Raw genomic sequence first — 15052 nt, forward strand, 5'->3', positions numbered from 1 at the left:
AAAGAATGCGATAGCATCGTTGCTGCGCGGTGCTCGTGGATTTCCATGATTGACCGCGCCACGAGCCGCATCCGCGGCGCCCATTCTGCCCATACGACGATTTCGCCATGACCGCTACCCGTATCGCCCGCAGCCATCCCGATGAACTGATCATCGGCCTGGTATCCGTTTCCGATCGCGCCTCCAGCGGCGCCTATCAGGACCAGGGATTGCCCGCGCTGCGCGAGTGGCTGGGCGGCGCGCTGGCCTCGCCGTGGCAGGCGGTCGACCGCCTGATCCCCGACGAGCCGGCCCGCATTTCCGAGACGCTGATCGAACTGGTGGACGGCTGCGGCTGCGACCTGGTGCTGACCACCGGCGGCACCGGCCCGGCGCGCCGCGACGTCACGCCGGAGGCGACGCTGGCCGTGGCCACCAAGGAAATGCCGGGCTTCGGCGAACAGATGCGCCAGATCAGCCTGCGCTTCGTGCCGACGGCGATCCTGTCGCGGCAGGTGGCCGTGATCCGGGAAACCGCCGACCACGCCGCCCTCATCGTGAACCTGCCCGGCCAGCCCAAATCCATCCGAGAAACGCTGGAAGGCCTGAAGGGCGAGGACGGCGCCGCGCTGGTGCCGGGCATCTTCGCGGCCATTCCGTATTGCATCGACCTGATCGGCGGCCCGTATGCCGAGACCCGCCCCGAGGTCGTCGCGGCCTTCCGCCCCAAATCGGCCCGCCGCTGATACCGCGCCGGCGCTGCGCTATAGTTGGCCGCGCCCGATCCCATTTTCATCCGCACGAGAGTTCCATTGCCATGAAGGTCCGTACCGTCCTGTCCCTTACCGCCCTGGCCGCCCTGACCGCCTGCGCCAACGTCAAAGACGTGCGCGAGCGCGACCCCGTGTTCTACGGTTCGACCCAGCGCACGGCGGAGGACTACACGAACTGCGTGGCCGAGGCCTGGAAGAACCTGGGCATCGAATTCGAGCGCAAGGCCGTGCGTAACGGCTTCGAGCTGGTCCAGCAGGACAGCTTCGGCGTCGAGGCGGTGCTGACCACCACCCACTGGCGCGGCAAGACCGAGGCCCGCCTGTCCACGCGCATCGCGCGGCGCGACCAGAGCATCATCGAGCCGGCGAACCTGTGCCTGTAAGCGCCATGTTCCGACGCCGCGACCTTCTGAAGCTGGGGCTGGCCGCGGCCGCCGCCGGCCTGGGCTGGCCCGCGCACGCCGTGCCGGCCGGCTATCTCACCCGCAAGCTAGACTTCCCGGTGCCCGGCGGCGTCGCCGTGCTGGGCCTGGGCGACGCCGATCAGGCCCCCGAAGTCACGTTCCAGGGGCGGCGCGTGCTGGTCGTGCGCGAGGAGGGCCGGCGCTGGATCGCCGTGGTCGGCATCGCGCTCAGCGTCAAGCCGGGCGAGCACCAGGTTTCCGTGTCCGACGCGCAGGGCCAGCGCACGCTGTCCTTCAAGGTCCGCGCCAAGGAATACGCGGCCCAGCGCATCACGCTGAAGAACCAGCGCCAGGTCGAACCCAACCCGGACGACCTCAAGCGCATCGAACGCGAACTGGCCGAGCAGAGCGCGGCCAATCGCGGCTACCGCGCCGGGGTCACGCCCAGCAACCTGCTGCTGGACCGCCCGGTCGACGGCGGCCGCCTGTCCAGCCCCTTCGGCCTGCGGCGCTTCTTCAACGGCCAGGAGCGCAATCCGCACTCGGGCCTGGATTTCGCCGTACCGGCGGGCACGCCCATCAAGGCGCCGGCGGCCGGCGTGGTCGTGCTGGTGGGGGATTACTTCTTCAATGGCAAGACGGTGTTCCTGGACCACGGCCAGGGTTTCGTCAGCATGTTCTGCCACATGTCGGCCATCGACGTGAAGGTCGGCGACGAGCTGCCGCGCGGCGGGCTGGTGGGCAAGGTGGGATCGACGGGGCGGGCGACCGGCCCGCATCTGCACTGGAACGTCAGCCTGAACGACGCCCGCGTGGACCCCGCCATCTTCATCGGGGCGTTCAAGCCCTGAGCGGGCGCGCGCCTCAGGCGGGCGCGGCCTGCAGCGCGATCTGGCCGAGCACGTGCTGATGCATGCGTTCGGCATACTCCATCTGCTGGCGCACGTGCAGCTGCTGGGCCTGTTGCTCGTCCAGGCAGTTGTCGAATTTGGTCTTGGCCTCGGCGTAGGTCAGGCCGGTGTTGCGCAGGCTGTTGATGAACGCCTCGCGCGACTGGTTCAGCAGGCGCAGGCCTTCCTCGCCCTTGGCGTATCGCCGGCGCGCCAGGGCAAGCTCGTCAGCGGCTGCCTGCAACTGTTCTTTCAGATCCATCTTGCGTCGTGCGCGTCCCGCCCCAGGTGGCGCCTGGCGGGATCGCCATTCTTTCAGGGTGCGGCGCTGCCCGCATTACGGCATGCCGGCGGGCCGGCTTAAGGCTGGCGCCGGAAAGGCCGGGGGCGGCTGGAAGCCGCCGGCCCTGGCATCCGGCTCAGCGGCGAAACTGCTGCGGGCGGCGCTGGGCCGTGGCGGGGGCGCGCTCGTCCTTGTGGCGGAAGTTGATGCGGCCCTTGGTCAGGTCGTACGGCGACATTTCCAGGGTGACGCGGTCGCCGGCCAGGATGCGGATGCGGTGCTTGCGGATGCGGCCGGAGGCGTAGGCGCCGACTTCGATGCCGTTGTCCAGCGTGACGCGATAGCGGCTATCGGGCAGCACTTCGTCAACGATGCCATCCAGTTCGATGAGTTCTTCTTTAGCCATTTTCTACTCCTATCAATACGCGCAGCCATGCCGGCGGCATGGCTCGCCGCGGGGCGGCAAGCGCGTTGGACTCAAATTAGCAGGTCCAGCGGTTTGAACGTAAAACGTCCGGGCAGGCGCGGTAGGGGCCACGGCATCCTGGCGGATGTCTGAAATGACGGATACTCGCGCCTGGTCAGGCGAGGTGCGCGCGATGCGCGGCTTGGTCGCGGCGCCGCGCCATGCGCGCGTTGCCGGAAGAAGCGGGTTGGAACGTTTGGTGCAGCGCCGGCAGGCACTGCACCCGGTGCGGTGGCGCCTCTGGCGGCGACGGGCTTGATCCTGAAGTGCCGGGCGCGTCCAGAAGGGGCCTCGCAATACTGCCCTGAGGCGTTACAGGTTCGCGACGCAGAATGACCGAAGCCCGGTTTTCGCGGAAAAATCACGGACTTATGTTACTGCAAAGCGCAATGATTAGCCAGTTTTTATCTGTTGCAGACCTGTGATAGTTGCGGCTGAACGACTTCAGGCCCCCGGGATGCGCTGCCGGTATTCCGCCTCGACCCGCCCGAGCACGGACCAGAAAGGTCCGGGTTCGCGCCCGGCGATCCGGGCCGACAGCACGCCCAGGTGCACGTGCCAGCCGCCGGCCACGTCCACCATGTCGCCGCGCGAGCCCAGCTTGCGGTGCGTCAGGACCAGGCGGGTGCCCTGGTCCTGCGGCGACAGCTCGAACGTGACCTCGGACGGATGGCCGGGCGAACCGCCCCAGGTGAAGGCCAGCAGCCGCGGCGGCTCGCAGCGGGTGATGACGCCCTGCGTGGTGACGCCGTCGGCATAGGGTTTGTAGGCCTCGGGCACGGGCTCGGCCACCGAGGACAGGTCCGCGTGCACGAAACGCAGCGTCACGCCGCCGCCTTCGCGCAGTTCCATGTCGCCGCTGGCCAGCCAGCGGCCGCGTTTCTCCGATTCGGTCAGGAATGCCCAGACCTCTTCGACGCTGGCCGGCAGGATGCGGATGAAGCGGATGGAGGTGGGGTCAAGGACGACGCCGTAATCACTCATGCTGATCTCCAGAAGGCTCGGCCGGGGCGCGGCTGGCGGCGATCGCGGCTTCCAGCGCGCCCAGCCTGCCCGACCAGAATCGTTCATAAAAGCGCAGCCACTGCATGGCCTCGGCCATGGGTCCGGGATCGAGGCTGCATACGTGCGTGCGGCCGCGGATGGAGCGCCGGACCAGGCCGGCGCGCTCCAGGGCCTGCACGTGTTTGGAGGCGCCCGCAAAACTCATGCTCAAGGGGGCGGCCAGTTCGCCGATGGTCAGATCGCCTTGCGCCAGGCTGCGCAGCATGTCGCGGCGCGTGGGGTCGGCCAGCGCGCGGAACACGGCATCCAGGGCGGGAGAGGAAGTTGATTCAACCATGCGGTTGAATATAACGCCGCCCAGGCCGGAGATTCAACTGTTTGGTTGAGCTTTTATGTAACCGCCTGCGGATCGGCTTCTTCGAACGAGCCGCAGCCCTCGGGGTACTGGGGCAGGTTGTCGGTGATGTCGAACCACGGCGCCTTGCTGGAGACGTGGCAGTGCGCGGCGGGCTTGACGCCCGGGTCGTCGTCCAGCGCACCCAGCGGCAGTCCGTAGAAATCGGGCCGCTGGTCGAAGCGGCTGAGCAGCGGCGTGCCGCAGGCTTCGCAGAAGCCGCGGTAGCTGCCCGGCGATGAGCAGTACCAGGTGACGTGGTTTTCGCCGCGCGTCCAGGCGAAGTCCGTGACCCGCACCGTGGCGCGGCTGCGGAAGGCCGCGCCGTGCGACTTGCGGCACATCGTGCAGTGGCAGTTGAGGACGTCGGTGAGCGGGCCGGTGATCTCGTACGCAATGCGGCCGCACAGGCAGGAACCCTTGATCATGATGAACGCCCGGCAGGTGGTGGGGATGTTTTGAATATACCCGCGGCGCGCGGCGCTGGCGCGCCTGCGTTTATGACGGAGATCTTTCAGGCCATTGCGGTGTCCCTAAATTCCGCCAAATCATTCGATTCCCAGGTCATCGTGCTGTCATGCCGCGAAAACAGAATGCGCCCATGAACCAATCAAGGGGAATTCGACCATGACTTACGCCATCGAAGTGCAAGGGCTGAGCAAGAGCTTCCACGCGGGCGCCAAGGCGCTCGACGGCGTGGACCTGCAAGTGGCCGACGGAGAAATGGTCGCCTTGCTGGGCGCCTCCGGCTCGGGCAAGTCCACGCTGCTGCGCCATCTGGCCGGCTTCGTCGCCGGTGACGCGGGCAGCGTGGCCGTCAACGGCCAGCCGATCCAGCAGGACGGCCGCCTCAGCCGCAACGTGCGCGGCGCGCGCGCCGGCATCGGCTTCGTGTTCCAGCAGTTCAACCTGGTGGGCCGCCTGCCCGTCATCACCAACGTCCTGACCGGCCTGCTGCCGCGCGTGCCGCTGTGGCGCAGCCTGACGCGCTGCTTCCTGCGCGCCGAAGTGCGCCAGGGCCTCGATGCGCTTGCCCAAGTTGGTATAGACGACTACGCATTTCAGCGCGCCTCCACGCTGTCCGGCGGCCAGCAGCAGCGTGCGGCCATCGCCCGCACGCTGGTGCAGAACGCCCGCGTCATTCTGGCCGACGAGCCCATCGCCTCGCTCGACCCGGAATCGTCGCGCCGCGTGATGGACACGCTGGCGCAGATCAACCGCAGCCGAAAGGTGGCGGTGGTGGTGTCGCTGCACCAGGTCGACGTGGCGCTGCGCTACTGCCCGCGCGTGGTCGCGCTGCGCCACGGCAAGGTGGTGTACGACGGCCCGTCGGCGGCGCTCACGCCCGCCATGCTGCGCGAACTCTACGGCGCCGAGCTGGGCGAACTGCTGCCCGAAAGCGCGACGCCCGCGCCCGCGGCCCTGACGCAACTGGCGCACGCCGCCTGATTCCCACCCCGATTCCCGGATTTCCACTCCCCCTTTCGACCCCGGAGCCCCCCATGCTACGCAGAACCTTCGTCACCCTGATCGCCGCCGCGGCACTGTCCACCCAAGTCCATGCCGAAGAGGCCAAGCCGCTGAACTTCGGCATCATCTCGACGGAGTCGTCGACCAACCTGAAGTCCGTGTGGCAGCCCGTCATCGACGACCTGAGCCGCGCCATCGGCGTGCCGGTCAAGCCTTTCTTCGCCTCCGACTACGCCGGCATCATCGAAGGCATGCGCTTCAACAAGGTGCAGATCGCCTGGTACGGCAACAAGTCCGCGATCGAGGCCGTGGACCGCGCCCAGGGCGAGGTATTCGCCTCGGTCATCGACAAGGACGGCAACCCCGGCTACTGGTCGGTGCTGATCGTCAACAAGGACAGCGACCTGAAGACGCTGGACGACGTGCTCAAGCGCGGCGCCAAGCTCAGCTACGGCGCGGGCGACCCCAACTCCACCTCGGGCACCGCCGTGCCGGGCTACTACCTGTGGGCCGCCAACAAGATCGAGCCCAAGACCTTCTTCAAGTCGGTGCGCGCCAGCAACCACGAAACCAATCTGCTGTCGGTCATCAACAAGCAGGTCGACGTGGCCGTCAACAACACCGAGGCGCTGGAGCGCTACCGCCTGAACACCGGCAAGGACGCCAGCGAAAGCGTGCGCGTGCTGTGGAAGTCGCCGCTGATCCCGGCCGACCCGCTGGTCATGCGCAGCGACCTGCCGGCCGACATGAAGACCAAGATCCGCGACTTCTTCGTCAACTACGGCAAGGGCAAGGACGCCGAGCGCGAAATGGCCAACCTGAAGGCGCTGACCTACAAGGGCTTCCGCGCCTCCGACAACCAGCAGCTGGTGCCCATCCGCCAGATCGAACTGGCGCGCCAGAAGGCCCGGGTCGAAGGCGACACCACGCTGGGCCAGGCCGAAAAGCAGAAGCAGCTGGCCGAGCTCGACAAGAAGCTGGCCAGCCTGGGCCAGCCCGCCGCACAGCAGTAAGCGCAACCGCCGGCCGCCGGCCCGTCATCCGACGCGGCCGGCGTACGCGCAGCCGAACATTTCTTTTGCCAGCCGCTCATCCCCATGAATCTCGCCACGCATACCTCCCGCCTTCCCGCCGCGCCGCGCTCGTCGCTGCCGGTTCTTCTCGTCTGGGCCATCGTGCTGGCGCTGCTCGTCATGTCGTGGCGGGGCGCGGACATGCGGCCCCTGGACCTGCTGCGCGATTCGGGCAACATGGCCCAGTTCGCGGCCGACTTCTTCCCGCCCAATTTCCGCGACTGGCGCATGTACCTCGACGAGATGATCGTGACGGTGCAGATCGCGGTATGGGGCACGTTCCTCGCCATCGTGGTGGCGGTGCCGCTGGGCCTGCTGTGCTCGTCGAACATGGTGCCGGCCTGGGTCTACCAGCCGATGCGCCGCCTGATGGACGCCTGCCGCGCCATCAACGAAATGGTGTTCGCCATGCTGTTCATCGTGGCCGTGGGCCTGGGGCCGTTCGCCGGCGTGCTGGCGCTGTGGATGCACACCACGGGCGTGCTGGCCAAGCTGTTCTCCGAAGCCGTCGAGGCGATCGATCCGCGCCCGGTCGAAGGGGTGCGCGCCACCGGCGCCAACGCGCTGGAGGAGGTCGTCTACGGCGTGATCCCGCAGGTGCTGCCGCTGTGGATCTCGTATTCGCTGTACCGCTTCGAGTCCAACGTGCGCTCGGCGTCCGTCGTGGGCATCGTGGGCGCCGGCGGCATCGGCACCGTGCTGTGGGAAATCATCCGCAGCTTCCGCTACGCGGAAACCTGCGCGGTCATGATCATCATCGTCGGCTTCGTGGTGGTGATCGATATGGTGTCCGCGCGCATCCGCGCCGCGCTGATCTGAGCGCGGCGCGCGCCGGCGCCGACCATCAGTGCCGGCCGGGCGCCTGCAGGGCCGGCAAGGCCAGCAGGCCGGCCAGCCGCGCGGCGTGGACGTCGGCGTCCGACACGCGCGGACGCGGCATCAGGAAATTCACCGTGCCCAGGCAGGCCTGCCCATACACCACCGGCACGTTGATGACCGATTGCAGGCCCAGTTCGCGGATGGCGCCGTGGTCGTCGAAGAACTCGCGGATGGCGTCCTCGCCTTCGCCGACGAAGACGCGGCGCTCGTGCAGCACGTGCCGGCCCCATGCGGTGCCGGCCTTGTCCTTGCTGCCGCCGGGCGGATAGGCCTGCGGATTCGAGCTGTACAGGCGCACCACGCGGATCGCGTCGGCGTCGTATCGGTTCACCGTGCACAAGGTGTGCGCCAGCGTGGCGTGCGCATAGGCGTCGATGGCGCGCAGGGCGGCCGTGGCGTCGGCGGCGGCATAGGCCAGTTCGATGGCCTGCACCGCGGCCAGGGTCGGGGCGGCGTTCATTCTGCGGTGATTCCCAGCTCTTTGATCAGCTTGCCGTACTTGTCGGCGTCGCGCGCCAGGATCTGGCCGAACTGCTCGGGCGTGGTCTCGGTCAGCAGCACGCCCATGTCGGCCATCTTCTTGACCACTTCCGGGCGCTTGAGGATCAGGTTGATCTCGCGGTTGAGCCGGGCCGTGAGTTCCGGCGGCATGCCGGCCGGGCCGAAGGCCCCGTACCAGACCGCCAGTTCATAGCCGGGCAGCGTTTCGGCCACCGTGGGCACGTCGGGCAGCAGCGGCGAGCGCGTTTCCTCGGTCACCGCCAGCAGCTTGAGCTTGCCGTTCTGCACGTGCGGCAGGGTCTGCGTGCCGGCGCTGAACAGCACCTGGGTGCGTCCAGCCACGGTGTCCAGCACCGCGGGCGCGCCGCCGCGATAGGGGATGTGGGTCATCTTCACGCCGGCGGCCTTCTCGAACAGCACCGCGCTCAGGTGGTTGGTGGAGCCCTGGCCCGCCGAGGCGTAGGTCACGGTGTCCGGATGCGCCTTCAGGTAGGCGATGAATTCCTTCACGTTCGTCGCCGGCACCGACGGATTCACCACCATGGTGTTGGTGACCAGCGCGAGTTCGGCGATGGGCGTGAAGTCCTTGACGCCGTCGAACGGCATGTTGGCGTAGAGCGCCTGGTTCATCGTGTGCGTGCTCATGGAGCCCACCAGCAGCGTGTAGCCGTCGGGCTTGGCGCGGGCCACGAAGGCGGTGCCGATGTTGCCCGAGGCGCCCGAGCGGTTCTCGACGATGACGGACTGGCCGAGCGATTGCGTCAGCCCTTCGGACAGCATGCGCGCCAGGATGTCGGTGGAGCCGCCGGCGGCCCACGGCACGATCAGCGTGATGGGCTTTTCCGGCCAGGCGGCGTGGGCGGCGGCCGGCGCGGCCAGCGCCAGGCCCAGCGCGCAGGCGCGCAACAGTTTCTTGAATCGCAGTGTCATGGTTAATACCCCTTGTGCAAAGGCCGGTCTGTGCGCCGGCTGGAAAGAAACAGGTTCAGCGTCCGGCGGCGTAGCCCTGCATGCCGCGCGGATTGGCGCCGGCGCGCAGCAGCAGTCCGCCGCCGGGGGCGGGTTCGCGGGTGCAGGCGCTGATGCGTCCTTCCGACCAGTCCGGGCCGACCTTGACCTCGTGGCCGGCGGCGCGCAGCGCGTCCAGCGTGGCCGCGGGCATGCGCGACTCCACCGTCAGCCGATTGAGCGTCAGCGTGCGCGGCCAGAAAGAGCCGGGAAAATGGTCGATGTGCCAGGACGGCGCGTCGATGGCCTCCTGCAGATTCATGCCCATGGCATGGCGCAGGAAGAAGGCCACCGTCCATTGGTCCTGCTGGTCGCCGCCGGGCGTGCCGAAGGCCATATAGGGCTGGCCGTCGCGCAGCGCCAGGCCCGGCGACAGCGTGGTGCAGGGGCGCTTGCCGGGCTGCAGCTGGCCGGGCACGCCCTCGTCCAGCCAGGTCATTTGCAGGCGCGTGGTCAGCGGAAAGCCCAGGCCCGGCACGACCGGGCTGGACGACAGCCAGCCGCCCGACGGCGTGGCGGCCACCATATTGCCGTCGCGGTCGATGACGTCGATCTGGCAGGTGTCGCCCACGAACAGTTCGCGCGCGGCCCACTCGGACACGGGCGGCAGCGCCGCGAAGGTCGGTTCGCCCACGCCGAAGCGGGTGTCGGAGGCCGCCAGCGTGCGCGCGGCCGCCTCCAGATCCGGCAGGCGCGGCGCGCGTGCACCGGGGCTGCCCGGCTGGAATGCGCGCGAGGCCTGCGCGCCGATGCCGGCGGCGCGGGTCCGCGCGTAGTCGTCGCTCAGCAGATCGGCCAGCGGCACCTGCGCGAAATCGGGATCGCCGTACCAGGCGCAGCGGTCGGCGAAGGCCAGCTTGGCCGCCTCGGCCACGCGATGCACGAATTCCGGCGACTGCGGGTCCAGGCCTTCCATGCCCAGGTGGCGCAGCATGGCCAGCTGTTGCAGATGCACGGGGCCTTGCGACCAGACGCCGCATTTGGCCACGGTGTAGCGGCCGTAGTCCACGGTCAGCGGCTCGTCGTAAGTGGCGCGCCAGTCGGCCAGGTCGGACTTGCGCAGCAGGCCGCGATTGCGCTGGCCGGTCGTGTCGCGCACCGGTTCGCCGCTGTAGAAGGCGTCGATCGCGTCGGCGACGAAGCCGCGATACCAGGCGTCCAGCGCCGCGTCGATGCGCCCGCGCCGGTCGGCGCCGGCGGCATGCGCATGGTCCAGGATGCGGGTATAGGTGGCCGCGATCGCGGGCGTGCGGAACAGGGTGTCGGGCGCGGGCACCCGGCCGTCGGGCAGCCAGACCTCGCGCGAGCTGGTCCATTCGTCGCGAAACAGCGCCTGCACCGCCAGGATGGCCTGGGAGATGCGCGGCACCAGCGGAAAGCCGTTGCGCGCGTAGTCGATGGCCGGGCGCAGCACCTCGGCCAGCTCCCAGGTGCCGTAGTCGCGCAGCAGCGTCAGCCACGCGCCGAACGCGCCGGGCACCGTGGCCGGCAGCAGCCCGATGCCGGGCACCAGGTCCAGGCCCAATCCGCGGAAATGGGCGGGCGTGGCCAGGGCCGGCGCCGGTCCCTGGCCGCACAGCGCGCGCATGCGCCGCTCGCGTTCGCTCCAGAGCAGGATGGGCACCTCGCCGCCCGGCCCGTTCAGGTGCGGTTCGACGATCTGCAAGGTGAAGCCGCCGGCCGCCGCCGCGTCATAGGCGTTGCCGCCGCGCTCCAGCACGCCCATCGCGACTTGCGTGGCGAGCCAGTGGGTGGACGAGACCACGCCGAACGTGCCGCGGATTTCGGGGCGGGTCGTGAAGGAGGCGTTCATGGGCGGTTCCTGGCGGGAAGATGTCCGCAGTATAGGATCATGAAATAACTGGATTTACCTTTGTTGGCATAATTGAATAACCAACTGGTTATAGGAAAAATCGTGAACTGGGACGCGGCCCGTCTGGCCAACCGCCTCAAGCACCGCCATCTGGTGCTGCTGCTCGACATCGCCAGGCACGGCTCGCTGACGCGGGTCGCGGCGGCGGCGGGCGTCAGCCAGCCGGCGGTCACCAAGGCGCTGGCCGAACTCGAAGACATCTTCGGCGCGCGGCTGTTCATGCGCACCGGGCGGGGCCTGCAGCCCACCGCGCTGGGCAGCCTGGCCCTGGTGCGCGCGCGCCACATGCTCAGCGACCTGGACCTGTGGGCGCGCGAAGTGGAAGCCCTGCACGCGGGCCGCTCGGCGCATCTGCAGGTCGGCGTCGTGCCTTACGTATCGAGCGCGCTGCTGACCCAGGCCATCGGCCTGCTGCACCAGCGCCACGGCGTGACGCTCAGCCTGCACCGCGCGACCACCGATCATCTGGTCCCGATGCTGCGCCAGCACGAACTCGACTGCATCATCGGCCGCGCCACCTCGTCGGTGGCGCAGGACGACCTGATACACCGCGCGCTCTACCGCCAGCGTCCGCGCCTGATCGCGCACGGCCGGCTGGCCCAGCGGCTGGCGCGGCGCCGGCCGGACTGGGCGGCGGTGGCGGCGCTGGACTGGGTGCTGCCGGCGGCCAATACGCCGACGCGGCAACTCATCGTGGAGCACTTCATCCGCGCGGAGCTGAGCCCGCCCAGCCCGGTGCTGGAAGCCTATTCGACCGACGTGATCGAAGGCCTGCTGGCCATGAACGAAACCTTCGTCTCGGTCGTGCCCGAGGACATCGCGCGCGAGCTGTGCCAGCGCGGCAAGCTGGGAATGGTGCCCTGGGACTTCGGCTGGGAGCTGCCGCCGATCAACCTGATCCGGCGCAAGCGCCAGCAGCCGCTGGCGGCCGAAACATATTTTTCCGATATCTTGCTGGATCTTTGTGGCGAGATGGCGGGCTGAACCGGGGGGGCGATGGGTTCCGCGCGTTTGGCCGTTGATTCCTTGTGTCGGATGTCTCGCGCTGCACCCATCCTACGGCGGTCGCGCATCGTGCGGCGGTCGGGCATCGTGCGACGGTCGGGCATCGTACGGCGGTCGGGCATCGTACGACGGTCGGGCATCGTACGACGGTCGGGCATCGTACGGCGGTCAGGCATCGTACGGCGGTCGGGCATCGTACGACGGTCGCGCATCGTACGACGGTCGCGCATCGTGCGACGGTCGCGCATCGTACGGCGGTCGGGCATCGTGCGACGGTCGGGCATCGTACGACGGTCGGGCATCGTACGACGGTCGCGCATCGTACGACGGTCGGGCATCGTACGGCGGTCAGGAATCGTACGGTGGTTGGGAATCACACGGCGATAGGGAATCGTAGGATGGGTGCAGCGCGAGATTCCTTATGCAAGAATCCATACATCAAGCGCGCGAAACCCATCGGGCGGCAACCGCCGCCATCCCTACGCAGCCAGTTTGCCGCGCGCAATATCCAGCAATTCAGCGGCCGCCGATTCGGGCGCGGCGTCGTTGTTGACCCGCAGCAGCCGGCAGCGCGGCGGCACCGTGTATGCCTGGGTGGCGCGCGCCAGCCGCTGCGCGATCTGCTGGGCGTTCTCGCGGCCGCGGCCGGCCAGCCTGCGGGCCAGGAGCGCCGGGTCCACCGTGACCTCCACCGCGGTCAGCGCCGGATAGCGCGCATGGGCCTGCGGCAGGTGCGCGCGCGAGCCGTTGATGATGACGGCCGCGCCGCAGGCCAGCCAGGCGTCGATCTCCACGCCGATGCCGTAATGCAGGCCGTGGCTGCTCCAGCGCAGCGCGAAGCAGCCCAGCGCCGCGCGGCGGCCGAATTCGTCTTCGGTGAGGCTGAGCGAGTCTTCGCTGTCGCCGCTTTCGCGGGTGATGTAGCGGTGCGCCACCAGCACCGGTTCGTCGCCGCGCAGGTGCGTGCGCAGCAGGCGCAGCAGCGTGTCCTTGCCGCTGCCCGAGGCGCCCATCAGGTAGATCAGGCGCGTGCCGTCGGCCGGGGCGTAGGAGACGTTCATTGCGCGGCCGGGCCTTGCAGATACGCCGCGCCGGCGGCGTCGGCGCAGCTGCCGTCGAAACCGTAGTGCCTGGCCGCGACGAAGTCGGCGCCGGGCTCGGGCTGCACATAGACGCTGACGCCCGGCACCGGCATGGCCTGGCCGCGCAGCGGATCGGCGAAGGCCGCGATGCCGGCCCGCGCCCGCGCCAGCGCGTCGCCGTCGAGCTTGCCGGTCAGCGTGATGTGGAAGGTATAGGTATCGAACACATAGGGGTAGCCCCAGCGCGCCAGCATGGCCTGCTGCGCGGGCGTGAGCGATTGCGGCTGGCGCCTGGCGGTCTCCTCGGGCGTGGGCGGGGCGCGCAGCGGGTCCAGGTCGCGCACGGCCGCGTCGGCCAGTTCCTGGATGCGGGCCCGGCCCGGCGCATCGGCGTCGGCGATGCGCCAGGCCAGGAAACCGCGCAGCGGTTCGCAGTCCAGCTGCAGCGAGAACGGGCTGCGGCCGTCGGCCAGCCGGCGGGCGGCGGCGTCGACCTCGTGAGGGCTGGCGCCGGAGCGCAGGCGGAAGGGCGGCTTCAGCGTGGCGTGCAGGCCGTAGTGGCGCGGGGCCTCGGTCCATGCGCGCGGAAAATCGGCCTGCCCGGGCTGCGCGGCCAGCGCCTGGCCGGTGTCGGCGCAGCGGCCCAGCCAGCGGCTGCCGTATTCGCGCCAGGGGCCGGTGGGAGCCAGGTACAGGGCGTAGCGGTGGGCCAGCGGCATGGTCAGGCCGCCATGCGCTGGGGCTGGCCGTCGCCGAAGGCGCGGCTGGCGTAGCGCAGTTCGCCGCCGACGATGGCGGCGCACACGCGCGGCAGGCCCGGCATGCGGTCGTCGACCACGATGGCGTCGGCGATCAGGCCCGGCGCCAGCGCGCCGCGGTCTTTCAGGCCGGCGGCGCGAGCGGGATTCAGCGACACCAGGTTCCAGGCCTGGGCCAGCGGCAGCACGCCGTCGCCGGCCAGGCGCAGCGCGGCCGCCAGCGGCGCGGGATAGTAGTAGTCGGAGGTCAGCACGTCGCACAGGCCGGCGCGCACCATCTCCGTGGCGCTGGGCGCGCCGGTGTGGCTGCCGCCGCGCACCACGTTGGGCGCGCCGAACACCACGGCGTTGCCCAGGTCGCGCGCCACGCCGGCAGCCTCGCGGGTCAATGGGAATTCCGCCACGCTGCAGCCCAACTGGTGGTAGTAGCGGCGCGTGGCGGCGTCGGGATCGTCGTGCGAGGCCACCTTCAGGCCGGCCTCGCGTGCGCAGGCGGTCAGTTCGCGCATGGCGTCGGCCACGGAATCGGCGGCGGCCATCGCGGCGCGGATGCGGTCCTGGAACACGTCGAGGTCGCATTCCGCGCGGTGCGCGTACTGCAGCAGCTTGCGCTCGTCGCCCAGCCGCCGCGCCATACTGGGCAGGTGGTCGTTGAGCGCCAGGAAGCGCACGCGGCCGTCGCGTATCCATTGCTGGGCGATGTCCAGCCCGCCCACGTGATGGGTCTCGAAGCGCAGGTGCACGTAGTGCCGCGCGCCCATCAGGGCCCGCATGCCTTCGAGCGCGTCGAACATGCGCTCGGCGTAGCTCTCGCCGCGCAGGCCGCCTTCCCAGGACAGCGTGACGCCGTGGAATTCGGTGGTGATGCCATTGGCCAGCAGCTGGCGGTCCACGTCGAACAGCGCGCCCTGATAGGGGAAGGTCACGCTGGGGCGCGGCATGATGGCGCGCTCGAAGGCGTCGCCGTGCAGGTCCACGATGCCGGGCAGCACCAGCAGGTCGCCGGCGTCGAACCAGGCGGCGCCGCGCGCGGCGGGAGCCGCCGAATCGTCGATCAGCCCGCCGTGGAAACGCAGGCTGGCCTGTTGGACGCCGCGCGGCGTCAGGATGCGCTGTCCGGTGATGCCGGCCAGGGGCGAGGGGGCAGGGGTGCGTGAGTTCATGGCGCCAAGTTAGCGGGCTTGCATTACAACCAGATGTCTAGATGAG

18 protein-coding genes are annotated in these 15052 nt (G+C 69.4%); 7 read left to right on the top strand and 11 right to left on the bottom strand.

Features of this window, described 5'->3' with window-relative positions; genetic code table 11:
* The first annotated feature begins 107 nt into the window (after window positions 1-107).
* From mog to AC1IQ6_RS06755, 3 genes are all read left to right on the top strand, one after another.
* Window positions 108-725: a molybdopterin adenylyltransferase gene (gene mog, locus AC1IQ6_RS06745; protein ID WP_102773669.1), complete on the top strand. Its 618-nt coding sequence runs from the start codon at window positions 108-110 to the stop codon at window positions 723-725.
* A 71-nt stretch (window positions 726-796) separates the two neighbouring features.
* Window positions 797-1135, top strand: a complete 339-nt coding sequence (locus tag AC1IQ6_RS06750) for a hypothetical protein (RefSeq protein WP_102773668.1) — start codon at window positions 797-799, stop codon at window positions 1133-1135.
* A gap of 5 nt (window positions 1136-1140) precedes the next feature.
* Window positions 1141-2007 carry a peptidoglycan DD-metalloendopeptidase family protein gene (locus AC1IQ6_RS06755; RefSeq protein WP_102773667.1) on the top strand — a complete coding sequence of 289 codons (867 nt, stop codon included), beginning with the start codon at window positions 1141-1143 and terminating at the stop codon, window positions 2005-2007.
* Between the two features lie 13 nt (window positions 2008-2020).
* Here the strand turns inward: AC1IQ6_RS06755 and AC1IQ6_RS06760 are convergent, their stop codons facing one another.
* From AC1IQ6_RS06760 to AC1IQ6_RS06780, 5 genes are all read right to left on the bottom strand, one after another.
* Window positions 2021-2308, bottom strand: a complete 288-nt coding sequence (locus AC1IQ6_RS06760) for a hypothetical protein (protein ID WP_102773666.1) — start codon at window positions 2306-2308, stop codon at window positions 2021-2023.
* Window positions 2309-2465: 157 nt separating this feature from the next.
* Complete coding sequence (gene infA, locus AC1IQ6_RS06765) at window positions 2466-2735, bottom strand: translation initiation factor IF-1 (RefSeq protein ID WP_102773665.1); 270 nt, start codon at window positions 2733-2735, stop codon at window positions 2466-2468.
* Window positions 2736-3239: 504 nt separating this feature from the next.
* A complete protein-coding gene (locus AC1IQ6_RS06770; protein WP_485866036.1) occupies window positions 3240-3779 on the bottom strand; it encodes an SRPBCC family protein in 540 nt (179 codons plus the stop codon).
* Window positions 3772-4137: an ArsR/SmtB family transcription factor gene (locus AC1IQ6_RS06775; protein ID WP_111825649.1), complete on the bottom strand. Its 366-nt coding sequence runs from the start codon at window positions 4135-4137 to the stop codon at window positions 3772-3774. Before AC1IQ6_RS06775 ends, AC1IQ6_RS06770 begins: the two co-directional genes overlap by 8 nt.
* A gap of 53 nt (window positions 4138-4190) precedes the next feature.
* Window positions 4191-4622 carry a GFA family protein gene (locus AC1IQ6_RS06780; RefSeq protein ID WP_102773662.1) on the bottom strand — a complete coding sequence of 144 codons (432 nt, stop codon included), beginning with the start codon at window positions 4620-4622 and terminating at the stop codon, window positions 4191-4193.
* Between the two features lie 199 nt (window positions 4623-4821).
* On the opposite strand from AC1IQ6_RS06780, the gene phnC reads away from it, so the two are divergent.
* The 3 genes from phnC to phnE all read left to right on the top strand — a co-directional run bounded on the left by phnC (window position 4822) and on the right by phnE (window position 7556).
* Window positions 4822-5643: a phosphonate ABC transporter ATP-binding protein gene (gene phnC / locus AC1IQ6_RS06785; RefSeq protein ID WP_102773661.1), complete on the top strand. Its 822-nt coding sequence runs from the start codon at window positions 4822-4824 to the stop codon at window positions 5641-5643.
* A 53-nt stretch (window positions 5644-5696) separates the two neighbouring features.
* Window positions 5697-6677, top strand: coding sequence for a phosphonate ABC transporter substrate-binding protein (gene phnD, locus AC1IQ6_RS06790; protein ID WP_111825648.1), 981 nt, complete (start codon window positions 5697-5699; stop codon window positions 6675-6677).
* An 84-nt stretch (window positions 6678-6761) separates the two neighbouring features.
* Window positions 6762-7556, top strand: a complete 795-nt coding sequence (gene phnE / locus AC1IQ6_RS06795) for a phosphonate ABC transporter, permease protein PhnE (RefSeq protein WP_485866037.1) — start codon at window positions 6762-6764, stop codon at window positions 7554-7556.
* Between the two features lie 25 nt (window positions 7557-7581).
* On the opposite strand, the gene AC1IQ6_RS06800 is transcribed toward phnE, so the two are convergent.
* From AC1IQ6_RS06800 to AC1IQ6_RS06810, 3 genes are read right to left on the bottom strand one after another with little or no spacing between them, the layout of a single operon-like run.
* Window positions 7582-8076: a GAF domain-containing protein gene (locus tag AC1IQ6_RS06800; protein ID WP_485866038.1), complete on the bottom strand. Its 495-nt coding sequence runs from the start codon at window positions 8074-8076 to the stop codon at window positions 7582-7584.
* On the bottom strand, window positions 8073-9047 hold the full coding sequence (locus tag AC1IQ6_RS06805) for a Bug family tripartite tricarboxylate transporter substrate binding protein (protein ID WP_209165817.1): 975 nt from the start codon (window positions 9045-9047) through the stop codon (window positions 8073-8075). Before AC1IQ6_RS06805 ends, AC1IQ6_RS06800 begins: the two co-directional genes overlap by 4 nt.
* 55 nt (window positions 9048-9102) lie before the next feature.
* Complete coding sequence (locus AC1IQ6_RS06810) at window positions 9103-10938, bottom strand: gamma-glutamyltransferase family protein (protein WP_485866039.1); 1836 nt, start codon at window positions 10936-10938, stop codon at window positions 9103-9105.
* A gap of 102 nt (window positions 10939-11040) precedes the next feature.
* On the opposite strand from AC1IQ6_RS06810, the gene AC1IQ6_RS06815 reads away from it, so the two are divergent.
* Window positions 11041-11982 carry a LysR family transcriptional regulator gene (locus tag AC1IQ6_RS06815; protein WP_111825645.1) on the top strand — a complete coding sequence of 314 codons (942 nt, stop codon included), beginning with the start codon at window positions 11041-11043 and terminating at the stop codon, window positions 11980-11982.
* A gap of 500 nt (window positions 11983-12482) precedes the next feature.
* Here AC1IQ6_RS06815 and phnN read toward each other — a convergent pair whose 3' ends face one another.
* The 3 genes from phnN to AC1IQ6_RS06830 are packed head-to-tail and all read right to left on the bottom strand — an operon-like array spanning window position 12483 to window position 15006.
* The gene (gene phnN / locus AC1IQ6_RS06820; protein WP_209165814.1) at window positions 12483-13064 is read right to left on the bottom strand and encodes a phosphonate metabolism protein/1,5-bisphosphokinase (PRPP-forming) PhnN; all 582 of its coding nucleotides are present in this window, start codon (window positions 13062-13064) and stop codon (window positions 12483-12485) included.
* On the bottom strand, window positions 13061-13804 hold the full coding sequence (locus AC1IQ6_RS06825) for a DUF1045 domain-containing protein (RefSeq protein WP_485866040.1): 744 nt from the start codon (window positions 13802-13804) through the stop codon (window positions 13061-13063). The genes phnN and AC1IQ6_RS06825 overlap by 4 nt, the downstream gene beginning before the upstream one ends.
* Before the next feature lie 2 nt (window positions 13805-13806).
* Window positions 13807-15006, bottom strand: a complete 1200-nt coding sequence (locus AC1IQ6_RS06830) for an alpha-D-ribose 1-methylphosphonate 5-triphosphate diphosphatase (protein ID WP_111825642.1) — start codon at window positions 15004-15006, stop codon at window positions 13807-13809.
* Window positions 15007-15052 lie beyond the last annotated feature (46 nt).

Source organism: Achromobacter sp. MUI-25009338 (assembly GCF_057359325.1).